Source organism: Elusimicrobiaceae bacterium, from assembly GCA_017528825.1.
Classification (GTDB): Bacteria; Elusimicrobiota; Elusimicrobia; order Elusimicrobiales; family Elusimicrobiaceae; genus Avelusimicrobium.
On record JAFXOI010000005.1, the window covers coordinates 1 to 18,245 of the forward strand.

The 18,245-nt window shown below is 44.8% G+C and carries 19 protein-coding genes and 4 tRNA genes; 9 read left to right on the forward strand and 14 right to left on the reverse strand.

Annotation, left to right across the window (positions count from 1 at the left end; genetic code table 11):
• A partial coding sequence (locus IKN49_01815; protein MBR3631791.1) for a prepilin-type N-terminal cleavage/methylation domain-containing protein occupies positions 1-126 on the reverse strand: 126 nt, incomplete at its 3' end.
• 233 nt (positions 127-359) lie between these two features.
• A complete protein-coding gene (locus IKN49_01820) occupies positions 360-1,139 on the reverse strand; it encodes a metallophosphoesterase (GenBank protein MBR3631792.1) in 780 nt (259 codons plus the stop codon).
• A gap of 54 nt (positions 1,140-1,193) precedes the next feature.
• On the opposite strand from IKN49_01820, the gene IKN49_01825 reads away from it, so the two are divergent.
• The 4 genes from IKN49_01825 to mnmA are packed head-to-tail and all read left to right on the forward strand — an operon-like array spanning position 1,194 to position 6,785.
• Positions 1,194-3,176: an FAD-binding protein gene (locus IKN49_01825; protein MBR3631793.1), complete on the forward strand. Its 1,983-nt coding sequence runs from the start codon at positions 1,194-1,196 to the stop codon at positions 3,174-3,176.
• A complete protein-coding gene (locus IKN49_01830; GenBank protein ID MBR3631794.1) occupies positions 3,173-4,492 on the forward strand; it encodes a (Fe-S)-binding protein in 1,320 nt (439 codons plus the stop codon). Before IKN49_01825 ends, IKN49_01830 begins: the two co-directional genes overlap by 4 nt.
• Complete coding sequence (locus IKN49_01835; GenBank protein ID MBR3631795.1) at positions 4,428-5,651, forward strand: GAF domain-containing protein; 1,224 nt, start codon at positions 4,428-4,430, stop codon at positions 5,649-5,651. The genes IKN49_01830 and IKN49_01835 overlap by 65 nt, the downstream gene beginning before the upstream one ends.
• 48 nt (positions 5,652-5,699) lie before the next feature.
• Positions 5,700-6,785: a tRNA 2-thiouridine(34) synthase MnmA gene (gene mnmA, locus IKN49_01840; GenBank protein MBR3631796.1), complete on the forward strand. Its 1,086-nt coding sequence runs from the start codon at positions 5,700-5,702 to the stop codon at positions 6,783-6,785.
• 9 nt (positions 6,786-6,794) lie between these two features.
• On the opposite strand, the gene IKN49_01845 is transcribed toward mnmA, so the two are convergent.
• Positions 6,795-7,343, reverse strand: coding sequence for a prepilin-type N-terminal cleavage/methylation domain-containing protein (locus IKN49_01845; protein MBR3631797.1), 549 nt, complete (start codon positions 7,341-7,343; stop codon positions 6,795-6,797).
• Between the two features lie 443 nt (positions 7,344-7,786).
• Here IKN49_01845 and rplU point away from each other — a divergent pair, with 443 nt between their 5' ends.
• From rplU to obgE, 3 genes are all read left to right on the forward strand, one after another.
• Positions 7,787-8,098, forward strand: coding sequence for a 50S ribosomal protein L21 (gene rplU / locus IKN49_01850; GenBank protein ID MBR3631798.1), 312 nt, complete (start codon positions 7,787-7,789; stop codon positions 8,096-8,098).
• A gap of 12 nt (positions 8,099-8,110) precedes the next feature.
• Positions 8,111-8,488, forward strand: coding sequence for a 50S ribosomal protein L27 (rpmA, locus tag IKN49_01855; protein ID MBR3631799.1), 378 nt, complete (start codon positions 8,111-8,113; stop codon positions 8,486-8,488).
• Positions 8,489-8,771: 283 nt separating this feature from the next.
• Positions 8,772-10,145, forward strand: a complete 1,374-nt coding sequence (gene obgE / locus IKN49_01860) for a GTPase ObgE (GenBank protein ID MBR3631800.1) — start codon at positions 8,772-8,774, stop codon at positions 10,143-10,145.
• Positions 10,146-10,175: 30 nt separating this feature from the next.
• Here obgE and IKN49_01865 read toward each other — a convergent pair whose 3' ends face one another.
• Positions 10,176-11,177 carry a trypsin-like serine protease gene (locus IKN49_01865; GenBank protein MBR3631801.1) on the reverse strand — a complete coding sequence of 334 codons (1,002 nt, stop codon included), beginning with the start codon at positions 11,175-11,177 and terminating at the stop codon, positions 10,176-10,178.
• Between the two features lie 303 nt (positions 11,178-11,480).
• Between IKN49_01865 and IKN49_01870 the strand changes: the two genes are divergently transcribed.
• Positions 11,481-12,026: a prepilin-type N-terminal cleavage/methylation domain-containing protein gene (locus IKN49_01870; protein MBR3631802.1), complete on the forward strand. Its 546-nt coding sequence runs from the start codon at positions 11,481-11,483 to the stop codon at positions 12,024-12,026.
• 66 nt (positions 12,027-12,092) lie between these two features.
• On the opposite strand, the gene rplA is transcribed toward IKN49_01870, so the two are convergent.
• The 9 genes from rplA to IKN49_01915 all read right to left on the reverse strand — a co-directional run bounded on the left by rplA (position 12,093) and on the right by IKN49_01915 (position 15,828).
• Entirely contained in the window at positions 12,093-12,764 is a 672-nt protein-coding gene (rplA, locus tag IKN49_01875) for a 50S ribosomal protein L1 (protein ID MBR3631803.1), read from the reverse strand.
• Positions 12,765-12,814: 50 nt separating this feature from the next.
• Positions 12,815-13,249, reverse strand: a complete 435-nt coding sequence (gene rplK, locus IKN49_01880; protein ID MBR3631804.1) for a 50S ribosomal protein L11 — start codon at positions 13,247-13,249, stop codon at positions 12,815-12,817.
• Positions 13,250-13,300: 51 nt separating this feature from the next.
• Complete coding sequence (nusG, locus tag IKN49_01885) at positions 13,301-13,831, reverse strand: transcription termination/antitermination factor NusG (protein ID MBR3631805.1); 531 nt, start codon at positions 13,829-13,831, stop codon at positions 13,301-13,303.
• Complete coding sequence (secE, locus tag IKN49_01890) at positions 13,831-14,019, reverse strand: preprotein translocase subunit SecE (GenBank protein MBR3631806.1); 189 nt, start codon at positions 14,017-14,019, stop codon at positions 13,831-13,833. Before secE ends, nusG begins: the two co-directional genes overlap by 1 nt.
• A 21-nt stretch (positions 14,020-14,040) precedes the next feature.
• Positions 14,041-14,115 (reverse strand) — tRNA-Trp (locus IKN49_01895).
• 10 nt (positions 14,116-14,125) lie between these two features.
• On the reverse strand, positions 14,126-14,290 hold the full coding sequence (rpmG, locus tag IKN49_01900; GenBank protein MBR3631807.1) for a 50S ribosomal protein L33: 165 nt from the start codon (positions 14,288-14,290) through the stop codon (positions 14,126-14,128).
• Positions 14,291-14,385: 95 nt separating this feature from the next.
• On the reverse strand, positions 14,386-15,576 hold the full coding sequence (tuf, locus tag IKN49_01905; GenBank protein MBR3631808.1) for an elongation factor Tu: 1,191 nt from the start codon (positions 15,574-15,576) through the stop codon (positions 14,386-14,388).
• A 57-nt stretch (positions 15,577-15,633) separates the two neighbouring features.
• Positions 15,634-15,706: transfer RNA gene (locus IKN49_01910), tRNA-Thr, on the reverse strand.
• Positions 15,707-15,757: 51 nt separating this feature from the next.
• A tRNA-Gly gene (locus tag IKN49_01915) sits at positions 15,758-15,828 on the reverse strand.
• 306 nt (positions 15,829-16,134) lie between these two features.
• Between IKN49_01915 and IKN49_01920 the strand changes: the two genes are divergently transcribed.
• Positions 16,135-16,206, forward strand: a tRNA-Cys gene (locus IKN49_01920).
• A gap of 316 nt (positions 16,207-16,522) precedes the next feature.
• On the opposite strand, the gene IKN49_01925 is transcribed toward IKN49_01920, so the two are convergent.
• Positions 16,523-18,154, reverse strand: coding sequence for a hypothetical protein (locus IKN49_01925; GenBank protein MBR3631809.1), 1,632 nt, complete (start codon positions 18,152-18,154; stop codon positions 16,523-16,525).
• Positions 18,155-18,245 lie beyond the last annotated feature (91 nt).

Consider the following 18,245-nt stretch of genomic DNA (forward strand, 5'->3'; position numbering starts at 1 on the left):
CGGCATCAAAGTAGCGTACCGGCTTTTATCGGTGGCGGTTTGGTACTGCGGCAAAGCAATTGCAGTTAACACACCGATAATTAACACAACTATTAATAATTCAATTAACGTGAAACCTTTTTTCATAGTTTCTCCTTTTTATATTCTTTTCTACAGCTCTATTCTTTTCAATAAAACAACCTCAAAATGCGTGTTTTACACAACAAACATCAGGGGATACTATCCCCGCTTTTAAGATACTATCAAAAAAAAAAAACGATGTCAAGCGTTTTTATTTCTCGACGAGAAAACGGCCAAAAAGGAAAACAACAAAGAGGATAATGTTTTTATACAGAAAAGATTTTAGGCAAGTTAAAAATTTAAGATACTGTAATAGGAGTGGCGGTATCACCCACAATTTTTAGATATTGCAAGTTATTTTGTAATCCCACATCCACCGGAATAATGTTGTGGCCGTTATCCACCACAATTTCTTCTACCGGCGTGTGCCCCACCACTTGCCGCAGTTCACTACGAGGACACGAAGCTAATAAATCGTCCAAATCTTCCCAGAAAATACCGCCGAATTTATCTGTTCCGCTACGGTGCAAGCTGATATTGAAAATAGGATGTCGGAAAAATTCATGCTTAATCGCCTCTCGAAAAACCATATTAATCATTAGAGACACATTATTTTCTGTCAGCTCATCTAATTGCATTTTAAAAATTTTCATCAGCTTATGCGTCACTCCCGCATGCGTAAACAAAAACCCTTTATAAGCATACGCGGCGCGCACTTCAAAGTCCAGCACTTGGCGTTTTATTTTATCACGCATATAACGCGCTTCTTCTTTGCCAAAACCGGAAATTAAAAAATTGCTCATGAGCAGTTCTAACTCATGATTGCCCACCAACCGGATCACTTCTCCTTGTTCGGCATTGGCCTGCTGCTGAATTTTATCTAACAAATCGTCCACTTGGCGCGGCTTAGGACCACGGTCCAAAATATCTCCCATTTGTATTAACCGATTACGCCGCCCGCACCAATTGAGTTGTCCGTCAATTAGTCCGGCATGGCGCAAAATCGTTACAAATGCATCGTACTGGCCGTGCACATCCCCTACAACAATAATTTGCCTTTGTGGTCTGATGTTGTCCATAAATAATATAATAACAGTATAGCAAAATTGTCGGAAAAGGCCGAGGCTTCTTATATGTATATATTGCCAAAAACAGTAAAGAAATTTCAACAGTTATTGGGAAGTGAGCACGTAAAAACCGATGAAGCGTCTTTGGCGTTAAACGGATACGATTGTTCGCCTAGTAGCCATCGGCCGGATGCGGTATTAACGCTGACAAATCCGTCGCAATTGCCTACTTTATTACAATTGCTTTCCCGCGAAAAAATTCCTTTCATCACGCGCGCCCACGCCACCAATCACGCCGGAAGTTGTGCCGCAGTGCAAGGCGGTGTGATACTGGAATTAAATTTTTTACGGCGCATTCACCGCATTGATACGCTGCACCAATTTGCAGAAGTAGATCCGGCGGTGGTTACAGGGCAATTACAGGCCGTACTGCAACCGCTCGATTATTTTTACGCGCCCGATCCCGCCAGCGAAAAAGTGTGTACCTTAGGCGGAAATTTAGCTCAAAACGCCAGCGGGGCTCGTTGTATGAAATACGGCAACACGGCTGACAATACCTTACAGGCAGATTTTTTGCTCCCCAGTGGCCAGTCGCTTGTATTGCGTCATGACAATGCCGGACCGGATTGGTTGGGAGTTATTGCCGGTAGCGAAGGGACTTTGGGCATTGTGCAAAAAATGCGTGTGAAAATTTTACCATGCCCACCATACATTTACACCTTTTTAGTATCCTTTTCTTCTCTGGCAGAAAGTATCGAAACGGTGACAGATTTGGTAAGACACGGACTTATTCCGCGTTGCATAGAAGCCATGGACGGGCATACGCTGCGTGCTATTGAACAAGCCACTCCTTCCGGATATCCGTTGGCAGAAGCGGTGCTGATTATAGAAGTGGACGGCACTTTACGCCAAGTACAAACTGCTCAGCGCACTTTAGACACTTTGTGTCATCGACATCATTGCCTCTCTTTTAAGATGGCTCAAACAGACGCCGAACGGGAAAAATTATGGAAAGGACGTCGCGCGGCTTATTCTGCCATGACCGCATTAGCGCCCAACATAGCCGTAGGAGACGGCACCGTACCGCGCAGTGAGTTGCCGCGCGCCTTGGCACAAGTACAACAAATTATTACCGATTACGGAGTAAAGGCCTGTTTGTTGTTTCACGCGGGAGACGGAAATTTCCATCCGCAACTGGTGTTTGATGCGCGCAGTCCCGAGCAGACCCGTCAAGCCAAAAAAGCCCTGCAAGCGATTTTGAAAACTTGTGTGGATTGCGGTGGCACTATATCGGGGGAACATGGAATAGGTGTAGAAAAAAGAGCTTTAATGGCCTACCAATACTCGCAACAAACTTTGCAATTATTCCAAAAAATTAAGAATGCATTTGACCCTTATCACTTGGCCAACCCATCCAAAATTCTTCCTGTAAATTTTGAGGAAAAAGCGCTTTCTAAGCAACCCACAAGGCCGGAGGTAATGGCCTTGCAACAAGATGTCATTCAACGATTTCAACGCAAACAAAAAAGTAGCATTACCGGCGGACCGAGTACCGATTCTACCTCGCTTTCTACGTCCTCTTTATCGCACATTATAGAAATTGATACGGTCAATTATACCGCTACCATACAAGCAGGAGTAGCCGTAGACTCCATTGTGAAAACACTGGCCGGTCATCAGCTTTATGCCAAATTGCCAACCGGTTTTACCGGCACATTAGGCGCGTTGGTAGCCACCAAAGCTGCGCCGGAATTTATCTCTCAAATTACAGGGATAGAGGCCCTGCTTGCCAATGGAGATTTTATCTCCTACGGCGGAAAAGTGATGAAAAATGCCGCCGGTTATAATATAGGCCGCTTGCTGGCCGGTTCATGGGGAGCCTTGGGAATTATCACGCAACTTACTTTCAAAATTTATGCCTCGGCTTGCCAGACAGAGGCCCTCGCGCCGCAAACACCCCACGCCGATGAATTATTCAGAGCTGTTAAAAAAGAAATAGATCCCGACGGATTGTTCTTGTCCCCGGCGTTTTCTACGGAGGGAGCATGAAAAAATATAAATATCTAAACCCTCAACAACCCATGCCCGCCGCAGATACCTGCTTGTCTTGGCAAAATAGTGTGGTGGCTTGCACCCGCTGTCATGCGTGCAGCCGAGTATGCCCCTCTTATTTGTTGCATCCTCAAGAAACGTTTTCACCCCGCGGACGCGTGCAATTAATGCGACTGGTGCTGGAAGGAAAACTAAAAAATAATCAAGCCGCTCCTCTGCTCGAACAGATGATACGCAGCTGTATGTTCTGTGCTAAATGCAGTACGCTGTGTGCAGGAACAGTTCCTGTACCCCATCAACTGCTCGCCGCCGCGCGGACCTATGAAATTTCTTTATTCCCGCCTTTGCTCAAGGGCTGGTTTTGGCTACATTTGCACTTTCCAAAAACCGCTAGTGTGCTGGTGAAATTTCTCTTCTTGTTACGTCGGTTAGGCATCCTGATTCCGTTTTATCCTTTATACCCGGGATGGCTCAAACACTTGTATAGAATTTTGCCGCGCCGCCCAAAAACATTTACCAAACATATAGAAAAAACAGAACAACCGGATCTTATTTATTTGCCTTCTTTGTATGCGCAATATGTGGATGCTTCCGTGGCAGAAAAAACCCTGCAACTGGCCCATGCCAAGCAGCCCGTTATTTGGCAACACACCTCCAGCGGACTCGAATTTTATCTGACCGGCAACTCGGTTGTTTGTTTGCAAACCGCTAAAAAATTATTGGTACGTTGGGAAAATACGGGCAAACGCAAAGCACTTCCCTTATTAACCGACAGCGTTGAAATTTATGTCTTTCTAAAACACTTGCCCTTTTTATTTGCCGCTTTACCGGCTTGGCAAAAGCGAGCCGAAAAATTAGCATCTCACGTACGTTTTGTAACGGATTATTCCTTTCCTAAACCCCCGCGGACGCAAAATACCTCCCCCAAAACAGCTTTGGAAGACTCTGCTTTATTATTTCCCGTAACAGAATTGTCCGAACGCGCGCAGAAAATATTGAGCGCACAGGTAGGTAAAAATTTAGTAGAGTGTGGGTATAGTCATTTTCCGTTGCCAGCGGGTGGAATGAGTTTAATTTTCCCTGCGCAGGCAACCCAAGTAGTTCTTGAAAATGTAAAAGATATCGCGCGGCAACAAATTGCTCAAATATATTGTTTGTCCAATTGGACCGCGCTAGAGCTAAACGTCGCCTTACAGCGATACTATCCGACGGCAAAAGCACAGCCTTTTATATGCTTGTTTACTAACTATGGACCAGTTCAAGAGCGAAACACCCAAATTATCCGCCGACGAGAAGTTAAATCTGCTCGTTGAGTTTGGCGCGCGCATTTCCAGCGAAGTGCGTTTGGACAGACTACTCGATATTATTGCCAAACAAATTACCCGTATGCTTGATGTAGGTTGTTGCACCATTTACCTCAAAGACGGGGAACGCAAAGAATTGTGGTCCAAAATTGCGCAGGGAAAAGGTTTAGAACATACAGAAATTCGCTTGCCGTTAGAAGGAAATACCATCATTTCTGCGGTGGCCCGCACCGGTCAATCTATCAATCTGCCTAACGCCTATGAAGACGAACGTTTCTCGATGGCTGTAGATATGGTGACCGGATTTCGCACGCATACTTTACTAGCAGTGCCACTTAAAAACAATTCCGGCAAAGTACTCGGCGTATTTCAGGTGGCCAACAAAGCAGATGGCACGCCGTTTGACAAAAAAGACGAAGGGATTTTAGTATTACTGGCTACATTAGCTGCCAGCTCTATTGAGATTGCGCGTCTGTATCAAGACGTGCACGTTGCCCAGTTGGAAACCATTTACCGTTTGGCTGTCACGGCCGAGTACCGCGATCAGCAAGATACCCGCGCGCACCTCAAAAACATCAGTATCATCTCTTATTTACTGGCACTGGCCTTGGGCATGACCAAGAAACAAGCCGAGCTTATTAAAAATGCCAGCCCTTTACACGACATCGGAAAAGTGGCCTTGGCCGATAACATTTTGCTTAAACCCGGCAAATTAACTCCGGAAGAATTTGAAATTATGAAATCTCACACGGTCTACGGTGGCCGCATTTTGGAAGGAGCTCATTCCAAAGTATTACAAATGGCACATAAGATGAGTCTGTGCCACCACGAGAAATGGAACGGCACTGGCTATCCCAAAGGGCTCAAAGAAGAAGAAATACCCCTCGAAGCGCGTATTATTACCGTGGCAGATGTGTTTGATGCATTGTGCGTTTCCCGCGTGTACAAAAAAGCGTGGAGAACCGACGATGCCTATGAGTATATCTTGCAAGAAAGCGGCAAAGCATTTGACCCGCGTGTCGTAGCGGCCTTCAAACGTATTTATCCGTCCGTTCGAAAATTATATTCTGCTCAAGCGGTCTCAACGACTACCGGATCGGCTTTCGCTCCCTCCGACTCCACGCAGCCGATCGCTGGTATACCCACTCCCAAAAATACTACAATATAGTGTCCTTTTGGCTTTCAACCTTAAGTACAAATTCAGTTGAGTGAGGAAATGATGGACAAAAAGACCGTACTCGTCGGTTTAAGCGGCGGCGTAGACTCTACGGCCGCGGCTATACTGCTTAAAGAGCAAGGCTACCGTGTTATCGGAGCCACCATGCTCATTTGGGATGATTCCCTGCCTATCCCCAAAGGCGCGCACAATAAAAATGCGTGTCTTTCTCCGGAAAAAAAAGAAGATTTGCAAGAAATTCGTGCCTTGGCGGAAAAACTGGGCATTGAATATTTGACCGTGGACTGCCGTGAGGCGTATCGCCAAGCGGTGCTAGATAATTTCCGCAGTGAATATGCCAGCGGTCGCACACCCAATCCGTGTATTTGGTGCAATAGCCGCATTAAATTTGGCGTACTGCCCACAGCGGCACGCGCACAAGGCATTGCCTTTGATAAATTTGCCACCGGGCATTATGCACGCGTGGAACAAGATGAAAAAAGCGGGGACTTTTTATTAAAAACCGCCAAAGATTTATCGCGCGACCAAAGTTATTTTTTACACCGCTTAACGCAAGAGCAATTAAAAGAAATTTTATTTCCGCTGGGAGAAATGACCAAACCGCAAATCCGTGAAATCGCGCGGAAAGCCGGATTAGCGGTGGCTGATAAAGAGGATAGCCAAGATTTCTATTGCGGCGACTATAATGATTTACTCAATTTCCCCAATAAACCGGGCGATTTGGTATTGCAAGATGGAACAGTCATCGGCAAGCATACGGGCATTTGGGGTTACACCATCGGCAAACGCAAAGGACTGGGCCTGAGCGGATACAAAGAGCCCATGTATGTGGTCGGCATTGATGCTCCCAAAAACCAAGTGATTATCGGCCCGAAAAATGCTTTGTATAAAGATACGTTGCAAGCCACGCGCTTGACGTGGACGCGCGGTCACGCTCCGGCAGAGCAATTTGAAGCCCTTGTTAAAATACGTAATTTACACCACGCCGCGCCGGCGCAAGTAACACTCAACAGTGACGGCACCCTAAGTGCCAAATTCAAAGAGCCGCAGCTCTCTATTACCGCAGGGCAAAGTGCGGTTTTGTATGATGAAGACATTGTACTAGGCGGCGGGATTATTGTATAGCGGGCGGAATTAAGGAAGTGTATAATTATCTGACCAAGCACTGCCGCTTAAAAATGTACCGTGAAAAATTTTCTCACAGTAATCACCTTTCTGTTTTTGAAAAGGGAATTTGATGGTTTGATGAAACTCTCTGCAGATAGGTGCTTGCAAATGATAATAGTCCTGGTAATGTTGAAGGTTCACTTGAAATGCAGCCCCTTTATAGGGGCCTGACCGACGTACAACATTTATTGCTAATGTTGGGTCAGAATCTTTATAAAATTCCAATGACCAATCGGCATTGGAACGCACATCAGATTGATTATATGTACGAGATTGTTCCCTGCCTGTCCAAGCAATATCCACATCTAATAAATCAAATCTGTCGGTAAAGTTGCCATTAGCCAGCCAATAAACCTCTTCTGCCTCAGAAACCGCACGCAGGACAGTTACAGCTTCTGCGGCTTTACTTTTTTCTACTGCTTTCTCATATTGTGGCAACGCAATAGCAGACAAAATACCAATGATGAGTACCACAACTAGTAATTCAATCAGCGTAAACGCCTTTTGATTTTTCATATCCATTCTCCTTTTTGTTTTTATAAGGCGGAGATCCTGAACTACAGCTTTTCAGGATGACCTTATAAGATGTGTCTTTGGAAAACGGACATAAAAAACGGCCGTTATTATCAGATCCTCTTGTAATCATCCCATAACAACAGCCGTAATTTATCACTTATAAGTGATAAACATTCAGCACAAAACGACCGGGTAATTATTCCGTTCGCTTTGTGCTTAATACGACTGTTTTCGGACTACAAGAGGGTTTTTAGTTATCTAAAAACGATCCGCATTCTGCATACGGTTCCAAAAACAGATTAAATTGTACGCCAAGCAAAACTACACTTGACCTTTTCATTATAACAAAAAATAAGCTATAATATATGTACTTGAAGGAAGCACACTTGCTTCTGCCGCGCGCAAGCGGGGCAGAGGTTTGTGCGCTAAAAATGGAAAATAACATGTACGCAATTATTGAAACTGGTGGAAAACAGTACTGGGTGAAACCCGGTCAAGATCTGCAGGTGGAAAAGCTGGACGCGGAAGTGGGAGCCACAGTAGAACTTAAAGTTCTTTGGGCCGCTAACGAAGAAGGTACCTCAGCAGATACCAAGGCATCTAAAAACGCCAAGGTCACCGCTCAAGTGATTAAACATTTGAGAGGTCCGAAAATCCTGGTCTTCAAACGCAGACCGAAAAAAGGGTATGAAAGAACCCAAGGTCACAGACAGGATTTAACGCAAATTAAAATCGCCGACATTGTACTCGGGTAAGGAGAGAAAACTATGGCACATACAAAAGCACAAGGTTCTTCCTCTAACGGACGCGACAGCCACGGTCAACGTTTGGGTGTCAAACGCTTCGGTTCCCAATTCGTACACGCCGGTGAAATCATCGTCCGCCAAAAAGGCACCAAATTCTTGCCGGGTACCAATGTAACCCGCGCCAGCGATGACAGCCTTTTTGCCCGCGTAGACGGCATTGTAACCTTTGAATGGGCTTACAGAGGCAAAAAGAAAATTTCCGTCTATCCGCAAGGAACGGAAACCAAAAAGGCCCCTGCCAAAGCAGCCGCTAAAAAAGAAGTAAAAGCCGCTGCTCCGAAAGCTAAACCGGCCGCCAAAAAAGCTCCGGCCAAAGCCAAAAAGACGGAAACCAAATAATCTGTCTGATTAAAAAGCGGCGGGCCACTACCCGCCGCTTTTTTTGACTAATAATTGCTCGTTTGTAGTTATCACTTTTGATACAATATGAAAAAGGCCGTTCGTAATGCAGCGTGATTTTTTTCAAATTCCAGACAAATTTGAATTTTCTTACGAACGCCGCGTACTAAGAAGAACGGGAGCGAAGCGACTCTCGGTACGCAAGTGAGTCAAAAATTCAAAGTTGGCCAAATTTGGAAAAAATTGTTAGCCGCCATCAGCGCAACAGCGCGGGAGAAATAATATGCAGTCAGGAAGTTTTTTGGACCATGTCAAAATTTACATCACCGCTGGTAAAGGCGGAGACGGTTGCATGTCATTTCGCCGCGAAAAATTCATCGAGTTTGGCGGCCCCAACGGTGGTTGCGGCGGCAAAGGCGGCGACGTAATTATCCAAGGCGAAAGCAACCTGACCACTCTTTTGGAACTGGCTTACAATCCGCATATTGAAGGACAAAACGGCGAAAAAGGCGGCACCTACAATAAAACCGGACGTGGCGGTGAAGATACCATTGTACTGGTTCCGTTAGGTACGCTGATTTATAAAGACGGTCAATTACTCGGCGATATCACCGCGCACGGGCAACAACTGCTAGTAGCCAAAGGCGGCATGGGCGGACGCGGAAACCAATCTTTTAAAACCCGCAATAATACGTGCCCCAAATTTGCCGAATTGGGCCAACCCGGCGAAGAAGTAACCTTAATTTTAGAATTAAAAGTGCTGGCTGATTTGGGCTTACTGGGCTTTCCCAACGCCGGAAAAAGCACCTTTTTAACCGCTATTTCCAGCGCACGCCCGCGCATTGCCGATTATCCCTTCACCACACTCAATCCCAATTTAGGTATCACCTTGCACAAGGGCACTTCTTTTGCCACGGCTGATATCCCGGGCATTATTGAAGGCGCCAGCGAAGGCAAGGGCCTCGGACATCAATTTCTAAAACATATTGAGCGCACCCGCGTTTTATTACACTTAGTGGATCCGGATGGCTTTGACGGACTAGACGCCGTTTCATCTGTCAAAGTGATTGAAAACGAGCTCAAACAATTTGACAAAAATCTAGCCAAAAAACCGCGCATTATCGTAGTAAATAAGGCAGATTTACCCTCGGCCCAAAAGGTGTATGAGCAGCTCTCAAAGAAATATAAAAAATGCAAAGTAATGCTCATGTCTGCCGCGACCGGTCAAGGGGTTAAACAGGTGCTTGATGAGGTGGTCAAAATTTTATCTGTTACTCCGGTGCCCGTTATAAAAATGGAAAAACCGCAAGCCGCTTTGCACAAAGTAGAGCCGATTTTTACCATTACCCGCGACGAGGAAGGCATCGTGCATATTACGGGCAAAAAAATTGATGAATTTATTGCCATGACCAATTTCACGCAAACAGAGGCCGTCAGCCGCTTGCGCGGTATTTTCAAAAAAATCGGTTTGGAAAAAGCCCTGTTAAAAGCCGGCGTGCAGGACGGAGATACGTTAGTGGCCGGCGGGCGGGAATTTGAATGGAACGGCAGTTTAGATAATGAAGCCGCCCAAAACCCCGAGCATGCCGGTTATAAACGCCGCGAAACCAAGGCTGAGCGTTTAGCCAAACGTGCCGAAAGACGAAAAAGCAAATAAATCTAAAAAACTCCCGCCAATCGGTGGGAGTTATTTTTTAGTAGTGCCCTTCGCTTTTGCCCTTGTCCTGAGTCGATAATCCTTCATAATTGAAATGACTTCGCTATGATCTGCTTGAGAAATAGAAAGATAATTGGGATAAGCGTCTTTGCGGTCTAATTTGTAAAAATCACTGCCCATCGTCTCTTCCATAAAATCTAGTAAATCCTGATTAAATACCGCAAACATAAAATAATCTTTTTCTTGTTTATTTGCCGGCCCAATGCCTAACGTAGCGGAAATAATGCCCGCCAGCTCGCCGGTATTGGTCATCACGCCGGATCCGCTCATACCTTTGCGCACGCCAAAATTCTTGGTATAAGCAAAGCCTAATTCCTTGACGTATTCCGTAGGGTTTGGATTGATCAGAATATTTCTTTTCCCATCGAAAATAGAAATTACAGATAAAGTGCGGTCTATTCGCCGCGTAAGTCCGCTAAACACTAAGATAGGCGGCAAATGCGGGCGTATCGCTTGGTCAAACTCTCGTCTGGCGGACGGATTTTGCTGCAAAAATGCATTAAAATAAGCCCGGTTGACTTCTACATTCTGTCCGTTTGCCCCTTGGGGGCGCCGATAGTATTTGGCCGGCAAATTGGCAAAATCCATTTTCAAAAGTGCAAAATCATAAGCTACCGGAATAGACGGATTATAAGAAGGATGAATGAAAACAGCGGGTTTTTGCGCGGTGTGCTTGGTATCTATAAATATGGAAACCGGTTGCTCTAATAAATCCATGCGCAACGTGCATCCATTTTGACAACTATTTTTGACACAATGCGCCGCAGTGGCAAACCAATTTTTACTAATGCGCGTGGCTTGGCATTTGCTCACTTGCCCTTTGGCGGGAATAATATAATACTCAAAGGTATGCCAAAAATCTTCTTTTTTACTGTGCGCATCCTCATCGGTGACGGACACAAAACTTACCTGTGCCGTCCCCAAAGAGGTCCATAATAAACCAATCAGTAAAAACAAAAATTTTTTAATCATACCTCATTGTAGCAATTTTAGTATAATAAGAAGGTCAAATGATGTTCATTTGGCATACAATTTTAATCTGTTTTTGGAACCGTATGCAGAATACGGAGCGCTGTTAAATACTAACAGCACAAGTCTAGTCCAAAGACAGTCGTTTAGGTATAGAATGAACGGAAGTCATGAGCCGTTTGTTTTATGCCAAACGTTTATCGTTTTGGCGATAAACTACGGCTGTTTTATTTGGGTTACTAGACTTGGCTCAAATAAGGCAGCCGTTTTTGCATCCGTTTTCCAAAAAATAATAAGGAGAACGGTATGAAAAAGAAACAAGGTTTTACTCTCGTCGAATTACTGGTAGTGGTGGTAATTATTGCTATCTTAACTGCCGCCGCACTACCTATGTATGAAAAGGCCTCTAGAAAAGCGCAATTTGTACAGGTACAAACTACACTACGAGCGCTCATGCAGGATGTAGACTCCTACACCATGGAAAATGGATATGATACCGGAGATTGGAACTCATTAATCCAATCTGTAAATTGCAAATCTACAACTGGCTGGGGGCAATGTAGTACAGATGAAGGAACTTATTGGACCTACCTTGAAAACAATAACGCTATCAGTATCAACTTTGTTCCTAGTTCCAAATTATTCGTAAATTCAAAAAATAGTGGCTATACCTTTGTAAAATCTATTGGGCAACCCTGGACTTGGACAAACAGCATGTCTCGATTACGAGAATACTACCCAGTTCCTGCTTATGACGAAACGTTTCAACTGTTTTGCGATTGGTGGATTAACAACGGTGGCAAGGCGATATCCGGAAGTGCGGAAAGCGTGGCTAACGCTAGTTGCAAATAAACATTAACAAACATAATAAAACCCCCGTACAAAAGTACGGGGGTTTTTTCATTGCAAAAGAGACGGTTATTTGTTAATAAATAACCCCGGGCCCATGGTAGAGCTCATGGAAATGCTCTTCACATAAACCCCTTTAGAGGTGCTGGGTTTTACACGAAGAATGGTGTCCATTACGGCTTTTGCATTTTCCGCCAATTTGGCAGCGTCAAAAGACGCTTTACCAATAATGGTGTGCACGATACCATAGGCATCTGCTTTGAATTCCACACGGCCGGCTTTCAATTCGGAGATTGTTTTAGCCAAATCAAAAGTTACCGTGCCGCTTTTCGGGTTCGGCATTAGCCCGCGAGGGCCCAAGATTTTGGCAGCTTTGGCCAAATCTTTCATCGTATCCGGAGTGGCAACCAATACATCAAAGTCAATTTTTCCTTTGATAACTTCGTCTACGATATCTTCCGCACCCACTTTGTCAGCGCCGGCTTTTTGCGCTTCCTGCGCTTTTTCACCTTTGGCGATAACAGCAATGCGTTTGGTTTTGCCGGTACCATGCGGGAGCACCACGGTGGTGCGCACTTGTTGGTCGGCTTTTTTGGTATCAATGCCTAAGCTGACGTGCAATTCTACCGTTTCATCGAATTTGGCTTTTGCATTGTCTTTGACAATTTGAGCCGCTTCTTCAAAACTGTAGGTTTTGTTAGCGTCAAATGCTTTTTTGGCAGCTTCCATTCTTTTTCCCATCTTAAAACTCCTTAGGTAATAACGGGCTTACGCCCTCCCTGTATTTAAATTTATTTTACTACGTCTACACCCATGCTGCGGGCGGTGCCCTTTACCATTTCGGCGGCTTGTTTAATATCTTTCGTATTCAAGTCGGGCAATTTTTCAGCGGCGATTTCTTCGCATTGTTTTTGGGTAATCTTACCCACTTTGTCTTTGTGCGGAGCGCCGGAACCTTTGGCCAAGCCTAATTTTTTTACAATAAGCACAGCCATCGGCGGCATCTTCGTGATGAAGGTGAAAGAGCGGTCTTCAAATACAGTAATGACGACCGGAATCTTAATACCTTTTTCCAGTTTCGCGGTTTTGGCGTTAAACTGTTTGCAGAATTCCATGATATTTACACCATGCTGACCCAAGGCCGGGCCCACCGGAGGTGCCGGATTGGCTGCGCCTGCAGGGATCTGCAGCTTGATGTAACCTTTAATTTTTTTCTCTTTTGCCATTTTTTACTCCAATAATTTTTACTACAAACGCCCGATAAAAACGGGCTTAAATTAGTTCTTTTCCACTTGCAGAAAATCTACTTCCACCGGGGTAGAACGATCAAAGACCGTTACCATGACTTTAAGTTTATTTTTCTGCTCGTTGACTTCTTCCACTTTTCCGATAAAATGCTTAAACGGACCTTCGGTAATACGTACACTTTCGCCCCGTTCAAAGTTCACAATATGTTTCGGTTTGCCACCTTCTTCGGTGAGCTCTACAATACCGGCAATTTCTTCTTCCGGAAGCGGGACCGGATTTGGATCTCCTAAAAATCCCGTCACTCCGATGATGTTTTTAATAAACCAGTAGGATTCGCTGGTTAAATTCATTTGCACGAGTACGTAGCTGGGGAAGAATTTGCGTTTGCGAAGGATTTTCTTATTCTGTTTGACTTCCACTACTTCTTCCGTCGGAACTAGCGCTTGAAACACGCGGTCGCCAAAGCCTTGCACTTCAATTTGTTGCAAGATTTTTTGGCGCACTTTATCTTCATGTCCGGTTTGGGTATGTACCACATACCAATTCTTTTCTTCAGACATTAGCGTCCCCCTACCATTAGGCCTAATATTTTGGTCAGACCAAAATCTATAATCCCTACGTAAGCAGAAGTCAAAGCTACCACAATCGCCACCAAAATAGTACTCTGTACTACTTCTTTGCGGCTTAACCAAGTGGATTTCTTTAACTCGGACACGCATTGTTTTAGGAAATCAGTTGCTTTCTTCATAATTAATCCTTTGCGTAAAACTGGCAGGAGCGGAAGGACTCGAACCTTCAGTCCCGGTTTTGGAGACCGGTGGTTTACCAGTTAACCGACGCTCCCCCCAAAAATCTTAAGAAGCCTTGGTTTCCTTATGCAAGGTGCTCTTACCGCATTTCTTGCAAAATTTGTTGACTTCTAATTTATAATCTTTCTTTTTGCCGCGCACTTGGTAATAATTTTTATTCTTGCATACGGTGCAAGCCAAGGCGATGCTGATTCTTTCATTGGTTGCCATCTTAATTTTCCTTACGATAAATTGTGTTCACTTTATGATACCTACAGGGACATTGGCGCACCAATGCCCCTGTAACAGTGAACTAAACAATAGAACTACTCAATGATCTTGGTGACGACACCAGCACCTACGGTGTGACCGCCTTCGCGGATAGCGAAGCGCAAGCCTTCTTCCATAGCGACCGGGGTGATGAGTTTCACTTCGATTTCGGCGTTATCGCCCGGCATGATCATTTCTTGTTTGAAGTTGAGTTCGCCGGTAACGTCGGTGGTGCGCAAGTAGAATTGCGGTTTATAACCCGGGGTTAACGGGGTATGGCGGCCGCCTTCTTCTTTCTTCAAGATGTATACTTGGCCCATGAAATGTTTGTGCGGGGTGATAGATTTCGGCGCAGCCAAAACCTGTCCGCGTTCTACTTGGTTCTTTTCAATACCGCGCAACAAAATACCTACGTTATCGCCGGCGATACCTTCGTCCAAGAGTTTGCGGAACATTTCAATACCCGTGGCAACGGTGCTTAAGTTATCGCGGAAACCGATGATTTCCAAAGCGTCACCTACGTGCACCTTACCGCGTTCAATACGACCGGTAGCTACGGTACCGCGGCCGGTGATGGAGAATACGTCTTCTACAGCCATCAAGAACGGTTTATCGGTATCGCGTTTCGGTTCAGGGATCCAGCTGTCCAAGGCTTCCATTAAGCGGTGGATGCAGGGTTCACCCAGTTCACCTTGATCGCCTTCGATGGCTTTCAAAGCAGAACCGCGTACGATGGGGGTATTGTCACCATCAAATTCATATTTGGACAATAATTCGCGGATTTCCATTTCTACCAAATCCAACATTTCTTTATCGTCCATCAAATCTACTTTGTTCAAGAACACGACCAATTTGGGTACGTTTACCTGTTTGGCCAAAAGTACGTGTTCGCGGGTTTGCGGCATCGGGCCGTCTACCGCAGACACCACCAAGATAGCACCGTCCATCTGAGCGGCACCGGTGATCATGTTTTTAATGTAGTCAGCATGTCCCGGGCAGTCGATGTGTGCATAGTGGCGTTTTTCGGATTCGTATTCTACGTGAGAAACAGCAACCGTTACGATTTTAGAAGCGTCACGGACCACACCGCCTTTGGCGATATCCGTGTAAGCCATAGCTTTGGCTTTACCTTCTTTGGCTAATACTTTGGTAATAGCGGTGGTGAGCGTGGTCTTACCGTGGTCTACGTGACCAATGGTACCGACGTTCACGTGCGGTTTGCTGCGGGAAAATTTTTCCTTTGCCATTTGTGTTAGTTCTCCTGTTTTTAGTTTACTTATTTACTACTTAGTCTTTTCAAAATAAGCTGGGGATGGGGATCGAACCCACGACCTTCTCCTTACCATGGAGATGCTCTACCAGCTGAGCTACCCCAGCATTCGGTGCTATTTACACCTAAATTGTTTTATCGTCCTACTAGGACTAAAAAGCGGGCGATGGGAATCGAACCCACGTGACCAGCTTGGAAGGCTGACGTTCTACCATTGAACTACGCCCGCAAAAAAGACGTCCTGTATATTATAGCAAAAATATACATTTCGCAAAAGTGATTTTTGCGGCGGAGTACTTTTTCAGCTACTTATATTATATCAAAAAAGCAGAGCAATGATGAGATATTTTTCCTTTGGCAGACACAAAAAAGGGGGGAAGCCGCGCCCCTCTACGGGACATAACCCTTTCAAAAATAGGCTCTCTGTTGGCTTCCCCTACCGCTAGTATAAACTAAAAGTAAATTTTTTCAAGGGGTATTTTTCAAAAAAGTGTTTTTTTGCTATAATATAGGTAACAACTTAAGTAGTTGTGACGGTGCGGTGGCCAAGTGGTAAGGCGAGAGTCTGCAAAACTCTTATTCGTGGGTTCGATTCCCACCCGCACCTTTTTTTTCTGCGTATTTTACTTTCTGACTTCGTTCTCGCTCCCTCGGATACTTCGGGCTCCGCCCTTTTACAGTATACTCTCGGTCGCTGCGGCCTCGTCATAAAAATAAAATACTTTGAAAAATCCGCAAGTATATGAAATCTGTGCGAGCCCGGCCTGCAGGAAAATTCCGTCAGGAATTTTACCGGAAGGCGATCTCCACCCGCACCTTTTTTCTGCGTATTTTACTTTCTGCAAAATAAAATTTCGTTTCACACTTACAAAAACAGCCCCGTAAATTGCGGGGCTGTTTTTGATTAAATTCACTAATTTGTTTTAGCGCGCGGGACGACGTTGCAACGGTTTGTCGGCAGTCACTCCTACGCCAACCGCTCCGGCCGCCGCCATTTGTTTCCAACCGAATCGTGATAAAAATTTTCCTATTCCGGCCTTGCTAAATTGAAGCACTCTACGCGCTCCTAAATCCACCACCGCAATATCCAACATCATACGAATGGGCATTACGCGCATAAGTCTTTTCCCAACCACTTTTACGCCGGCCTTCACACCTATACCGAGCGTCTCGAACAGCAAGCCGAGCCCTGTCCATTCGGCCGTTACTTCACAAATTCCTTGTACTGTAGTGCATACTACAGAAGCCGGATATCCTTTTTTAATCTTCGCGTATAATTCGCTCTGCAACGCTTGTTCGTTGGGCCCCCATCCTTCCAAAAATGCGTTCTCAAATAATTCTCTTCCGGTGCGCATAGAAATCAAAGGAACGTACAAATACTTGGTAAAGTGGCCATCTGAATCGGTGGCAAAATAACTGCGGGTAAATTCTTCAATCAATTTAGAGGCTTCTTTGCTTGGACGCGTCGCATAAGAAACACACAGGGCCTCTACCAAAAATGACAACACCTGATGGCGGTGGCCATTGTCGGAATCTACGTAATTTCCTTTGCCGTCGGTACCGGGAGTAGGATGATTAAAATAAAATACTTCTCCGTCATTTGCAAAACGCAATTGCGCAGCCGTTTCCATATCACCGGTTTGTGCCCAACGAATTATCGGGTTCATGCCTCCCGTCTTAGTAAAAGATTCAAGCGTAGAATCCTCATCCTTGGAAGCAAAGAAATTGTTGGCTTGAGAGAACAAAGAAAGCATAGTAGTTTGGTTACTGGGATGCCACAGTTTCTTCTTTTTTACGCCGGTCATTACATAATCCGTTTCATAATATTGCAACCAATTATAATTATTAATCATCCGTTTCAAACTGTTTTCTAAACGCAAATGGCCCGCCTCATCCATCACACACGGCCAATCATATTCGGAAGCATACGCCGATAACATCAGTAGCACCCGGGCCGGCCAAATAGCATATTTGGCAGACATGTGGTTCAGAGACGCCTTCTCTACCTCTTGTATAGCCCGATCTCTTACGCTTAGGCGTTCTCCTTGGGTGCGGAAACGGCAATTATGCGATAAACTGGAGGCGGCCATCGCATAAAAAGAAAGTAATTTTTCATCTTCCAGCGGCGTTCTTTCCATGCGCTTAAATAATAGATCCACTAAATCTACACTTGAATCTGCAAACGCAAAATAATAAGCCAAATCTTGTGCGTCTTGCAAACTTAATTCTGAAATATAAGTTTTATGTAGCAAAATATCCTGTAACAGATTAGCATCTACAATCATCTTATTGCGGCGATAATCCGGTATATCCGAAACAGGGGGCAACTCAATTTCAAGATTTGCCATATACGGATCTAACATTTGAGAAAGTTTGCGGGATTCTTCCCAATTAATAGGATTTATTTGAAGGTTTGGAAGCGGATATTGCAGACCTATTTGCGTGTCTGTTTGTTGGGAAGGCGCGCCGAACTGTGCACTCGTTTGTAATTGCGTTTGTGCACACAGACTGATAGACAACAGCAAAGCATTAAAAGTGTAAAATATCCTCTTCATACTTATAGTATGGTAAAAAAATACTTCTTACACAAGGGCTTTTAGACCTATCTTAGTTAGGCAAAAAGGCCCAGACGAAAAAGAGACCGCT